Consider the following 3,157-nt stretch of genomic DNA (forward strand, 5'->3'; position numbering starts at 1 on the left):
CGCGATCCTGCGCGCCATCCTGCGGATGAGCCAGGCCCTTGGCCTGCGCACCCTGGCGGAAGGGGTGGAAAGCGCCGAGGAAGCCGAAATGCTGCGCCAGGAAGGATGCGAGGCCGCCCAGGGGTTCTTCTTTTCACGGCCTGTGTCAGGGGTGCAGTTGGGAAAGCAGCTCTCAATACAGCAACAACTCCGGACGCTTTCGCTCGACCGCGATGCTTATGGCTCGAAAGAAACAAGTTGATTGCGCAACTCGAGCGCAACAGGTCCTGGAGTTCGAAGTGCGGTGTTTAGGGCCGGCAGTTGGCGGCGCGGGTTGGCGACAGCGCCTCATGGTTTGCTCGCCCACAGATTGCAGGAATCAAACAGGGGTGAGCCCGCGTAAGCGGTTGAGCTTGTGGCCGGCGTCACAGGCGGCCACGTAGTCATGGAGAGGCTGCCGAAGCTGCACATGGCTTAAAACACATGAATCCAGCTTGCATCCATTGCTTCCTGGTCGTTTCTGTCCGACACCGTTGCGTGAAGTGGAAGGCGGCGGCCGTCTTCTCTGCCTTGCATAGCGTGACGACCATACCGGATGCGATTCTTCAGCCTTAACAGACGGCGGCACGAGCGGCGTCTAATGATCAAAATGGCAGAAATGCTGGCGAACGGGCATTGGGTTCCCTGCGTCTTGCTTGAGGTTTCGGCAAGTGGAGCAAAGCTGCACGTTGGGCACGATATGGCTCTCCCTGCAGAGACGCTTTTGAAGCTGCCCGATGGGCAGCTCCGCGAGGCGCACTGCCGTTGGCAGCATGGCGCATACGCCGGCTTTGAGTTCGCCAGCCTCCTTCCCGGCATACCATTCTCGTAAAAGGGTGGTGGTAAGTTGCAGGAGCCCTTACGGTGAGGTCGCGGCCGGGCCTGTATCAAAGCTCCGAGATTGTGAGTCTTATGGGGAATTCCCCGCCGCTGTGGATTCACAATTCAAAATCGCAGACGCCGGAGGTTCCGCGTGGCCATTCCGCTTCGGGGTGACTTGAGCGCGCCTCGCCGGCTTGCGGCACCGCAGCGGACGAATGATGCAGCGCAAGCCCGGCTCCTGCTGGCCGTGGTTGCGGTTCCTGGCACTGCGATCCACACCAACGTGGCGAAGATCCGTAGCGTGAGCCTGCAGATCTTCCGGGAATGGATGCTGAAGTTCAACAGCGCCGAGCCAGACTTTGTAAACGGCAAGGCCCCTGGTCAGCTTCCCGGCTGCCGAAGGCTCGCCGTGCAACGCTGGCGGCCGTGCTGGAGGGCGGCTCCATGCCTGCCATCCACGGCGTCGTACGCTGGCGCCTACAGCAAATGTCCGTCTGAGGCGGGGGTGGCCCGCCTCAGACGGACATTTGCTGTAGGTGGTGTATAGGAGCGCGCGACAGCAGCATCATGCCGAGCAATCGGAAAACCCTTCGAATACCTCACAGTCGCAGGTCTCCCGCTCCCGTAAAATGTCGAGTGGCTAGAAGGTGAAAAGGCGGGAAAGCCGCCGAGACACATTCTATCAACAACCGAAGGGCACCTTGGAATGGCTGATTTGGAGCCGGAGTATGTTTACCCGAAAGCGATCGGCGAGACGCGCACTTGCAAATGCCGTCGCGTTCAACATGCTCATGCTTGCTTCGGCGGTAGGGGCGCAAGCGCCTGCACAAAGTTTGGGTGCAATTGAAGGTAATGGACGGGAGCGTCCAGGATGGGCTGGTGGTCCGTCCGCCAGATCTACGTCCAATACTACGGGTATTTGGCCCGGTGTACCACCTGCGCCTGCGCCTCGATCACCAATCACCACTCCCCCGGTAGTGACCCCGTCAGTTTCGCCTGCCCTCACGTCCGCTGCGGCTCCACGTTCGTTCAGCACTCCCCAGCCCAGCACCAGAGTCGTTGAGGGAAGAGTACGGGCAGAGATCTTGGTCGATCTCGATACAGGCACAATATTGCACGAGGTCAATGCGGATGTCCCAGCTCGCCCAGCCTCCCTTGCAAAGCTCATGACTCTCGAACTGCTTTTCTCCGCAATCGACGAGGGGACCATCAATGAGGCTGCGCCTATCCCAATCTCGGCGCGCTCCGCCTCGATGCCGCCGACTCGTCTAGGCTTGCGGGCAGGTAGCACCATTCCGGCCCGCCAAGCTGCATTGTGCTTGGCCGTGCGTTCCTGCAATGATGTTGCTACAGCTGTCGCAGAGCGCTTAGCCGGAACCGAAGAGCACTTCGCAGCCGCTATGACTGCTGCCGCACGTCGCTTTGGGATGCATACGACTTCCTTCGGTAACGCATCAGGTTTACCCGACCGGCGCAATGTTTCGACAGCGCGGGATCTTGCGGTTCTCGGCGCCCTACTTGCGGCAAGGCGACAGGCAGCAATGGACGTGCTTGGAAAGGCGCAATGGGAGTACGGCGGAACACTCTTCCAGAATACATCGCGCCTCGTCGGGTGGCACCCACTAATATACGCTGGGAAGACCGGCTATGTGCGAGAGAGTGGCTACAACATGATTGCGTTTGCCGGAGCGCCGGACGGCAAACGTGTACTCGCAGTGGTCTTGGGTAGCTCAACTGCGGGAGAGCGGGACGCCAAGATATCTGCTTTAGTGGAAAACGGCGTCGCAGCGGTAAGGAGACAGGCAGGCGGTCCTAAGCATCCCACTTCTTGAAAGCTTTTCCAGAAAGAAGTCGTAAGGTGAGGTGACCCGGCGAAAGTGGTCCATCTGAGGTGTTAGTTGTTTCGGCGGATTTCCCCATGATGGATGAGGAGATTGGCCATGAAGAAGAAGCGGTTCTCGGTCGAGCAGATCGTGTCGGTGCTGAAGCAGGCGGAGCTGGGCCTGCCGGTGGCCGACCTGGTCCGGCATTTCGGCATCTCCGAGCAGACCTTCTACCGATGGAGGAAGGAGTACGCGGGGCTGCAGTCCGAGCAGGTGCGGGAGTTCAGGCAGGTTACGGAGGAGAATGCCCGGCTGAAGCGGCTGGTGGCCGAGCTCAGCCTGGACAGGGCGGTGCTGCAGGACGTGCTCTCAAAAAAACTAGGCCGGCAAAGTCGGCTGGCAGGCAGTCTGTTCCAGTTGGGCCAGGTAGGCTTGTGGATCGCGGCGGAACCGGGTTCGCAGTGTCCGGGCATGGCGTCGCTGTTCAAGACGCT

The 3,157-nt window shown here is 60.2% G+C and carries 4 protein-coding genes; all 4 read left to right on the forward strand.

The genetic code is table 11. The features are described 5' to 3' along the window. Window positions 1-241 (forward strand): EAL domain-containing protein (locus J8J14_RS24500; RefSeq protein ID WP_209382158.1); only part of this gene is annotated, 241 nt, incomplete at its 5' end. Between the two features lie 333 nt (window positions 242-574). Continuing rightward, complete coding sequence (locus J8J14_RS25910; RefSeq protein ID WP_408896633.1) at window positions 575-850, forward strand: PilZ domain-containing protein; 276 nt, start codon at window positions 575-577, stop codon at window positions 848-850. A 781-nt stretch (window positions 851-1,631) separates the two neighbouring features. After that, window positions 1,632-2,672 carry a serine hydrolase gene (locus J8J14_RS25915; protein ID WP_408896636.1) on the forward strand — a complete coding sequence of 347 codons (1,041 nt, stop codon included), beginning with the start codon at window positions 1,632-1,634 and terminating at the stop codon, window positions 2,670-2,672. Between the two features lie 108 nt (window positions 2,673-2,780). Beyond that, a partial coding sequence (locus tag J8J14_RS24515; protein ID WP_408896635.1) for a transposase occupies window positions 2,781-3,157 on the forward strand: 377 nt, incomplete at its 3' end.

The organism is Pararoseomonas baculiformis (genome assembly GCF_017813395.1).
Taxonomy (GTDB): domain Bacteria; phylum Pseudomonadota; class Alphaproteobacteria; order Acetobacterales; family Acetobacteraceae; genus Roseomonas; species Roseomonas baculiformis.